This is a genomic window from Anaeroplasma sp. (assembly GCF_034179385.1).
In the GTDB taxonomy this organism is placed as follows: domain Bacteria; phylum Bacillota_I; class Bacilli_A; order Acholeplasmatales; family Anaeroplasmataceae; genus Anaeroplasma.
In genome coordinates, this window is record NZ_JAXFPY010000046.1 from 1 (window position 1) to 2,130 (window position 2,130).

3 protein-coding genes are annotated in these 2,130 nt (G+C 24.7%); all 3 read left to right on the forward strand.

Going from position 1 to position 2,130, the window contains the following annotated elements; genetic code table 11:
* A partial coding sequence (locus SPJ17_RS03205) for a GNAT family N-acetyltransferase (RefSeq protein WP_321092692.1) occupies positions 1 to 199 on the forward strand: 199 nt, incomplete at its 5' end.
* A 227-nt stretch (positions 200 to 426) separates the two neighbouring features.
* The gene (locus SPJ17_RS03210; protein WP_321092693.1) at positions 427 to 1,041 is read left to right on the forward strand and encodes a DUF6088 family protein; all 615 of its coding nucleotides are present in this window, start codon (positions 427 to 429) and stop codon (positions 1,039 to 1,041) included.
* Entirely contained in the window at positions 1,028 to 1,954 is a 927-nt protein-coding gene (locus SPJ17_RS03215; protein WP_321092696.1) for a nucleotidyl transferase AbiEii/AbiGii toxin family protein, read from the forward strand. The genes SPJ17_RS03210 and SPJ17_RS03215 overlap by 14 nt, the downstream gene beginning before the upstream one ends.
* Positions 1,955 to 2,130: the final 176 nt, after the last annotated feature.

Sequence of the window (2,130 nt, forward strand, 5' to 3'; positions counted from 1 at the left end):
TGATGTTTTTGTCAAAGAAGAATATAGAAATATGGGTATAGCGACAGATATGCTATCCTATGCTATAGAACTAGATAAGAATAAAAGAATTATGCTACTTGTTGATATAGATAATGAAAAAGCAATTCGATTATATGAAAAAGTAGGATTTGAAAAAGTTAATGGCAATAATATAACAGCCCATTTAGAAGTAACATAGCCATAGGTGCTATGTATCCGAAATACTTTAAAGAAAAAGGCTTAATATCGTAAAGAGGTTCTGAGTATTACTGCGAAGGGTTCACCATTTTGTAGATTAGGGGCTTTTAAAAAACTAGGTTTCGAAAAAAATCAATTACTGGTTTAACAGCCGCTTTTCTTAAAAAAATGTCACAAATATTGACAAAAATAATTTATAATTGTAAACTATAGATGGTGGTGATTTTTATGATTCTAATTGATTATTTATTAAAAAAGTATGGAACTAATAAACCAATTTTAACAGAAGAACTATCTATTCCTGAAATTTCATATGCTAATCTCAGAAAGCAATTATCTAGATATAATAGTCAAGGGATCCTAGAAAAGTATTCACAAGGTGTTTATTATATTCCTAAAGAGACAATACTAGGTAGAAGTACATTATCAATTGATGATGTTATTAATAGAAAATATATTACAAATGATAATGATATATATGGGTTTTACTCAGGATTATCATTTTATAATAAGCTTGGTATATCTACACAAGTTCCTTATGTTTATGAAATAGTTACAAATAAAGAAAAAAGTAGAGTAAGAGAAACAACTTTGAAAAATCAAAATATAATATTGAGAAAGCCATATGTTAAAATTAATAAGAACAACTATTTAGAAAATCAGTTTTTAGATTTTATAAACAATGCAAATTCTAATGATTTAAGCGATAATATAGATGTACTTAAAAAATATATTAAAGATAATAATTTAAATAAAAATGTTATCTTAGATTTGATTACTTATTATCCTTCTAAGACTTCAAAAAAACTAATAGAAAGCAGGCTTTTATATGAATTTATATGATAACAAAGAAGATTTGAAAACTTTAATTATTAATGCAAGTGAATATTTTAGTTTTATACCGGCTATTATAGAAAAAGATTATTATTCTATGATGTTTCTAAAAAAACTTATTGAATATGATGATAACATTATTTTTAAGGGTGGAACATCGTTATCTAAATGCCATAAAATAATATCTAGATATTCAGAAGATATTGATTTAAATTATAATGGTAAGGTAGGAGACTCTAAAAGAAAATCTTTAAAAAAAGAAATACAAAAAATTTCAGAAGAAATGAATATGAATATTTCTAATTTGGATGAAACAAGAAGTAGAAGAGATTTTAACCGATATTTAATAAATTATAATCAGTCTTTTAATACGAGCATTTTAAAGGAAAGCATAGTGGTTGAAGTAGCATTACAAATACCATCTTTTCCATATGTCGAAAAAGAATGTAGCACATATATTTATGATTATTTAAAATGTATAAATAGAAATGATATAATCGAAAGATATGAATTGAATCCTTTTATTGTGAAAGTTCAATCACTCGAAAGAACATTCGTTGATAAGATATTCGCTATATGTGATTATTATTTATCTAGTAAAGTAGAAAGAAATTCAAGGCATTTATATGATTTATATAAATTGTCTGAAGTGATAGATATGAATTCACTAGGATTATTAATAAGCGAAGTAAAAGAATATAGAAAAAGTAATTCTTCTTGTTTATCGTGTAAAGATGGTGTCTTTATAAAAAACATAATTAAAAAAATAATTGACGAAAAGTATTATGAATATGATTATGTTAATATTACCTCAAAACTAATTGATCAAAATGAATACGCAAAATATTGTTATGATATAGTCATTCAGTTATTAGAAAATATGTTAAATAATAATCAATTGGATGAATTTGATAAATTATAATAACTACATGGGTTGTGTATCCGAACCAATTTTAGGAAAAAAGCTTAATATCGTAAAGGGGTTCTGAGTATTACTGCGAAGGGTTCACCATTTTGTAGATTAGGTTTGATACAATATATCAAGCATTGTTATTTGATTTTATAGGGGTAGAAGTCAAACCTGTCTTGATAAAAGAT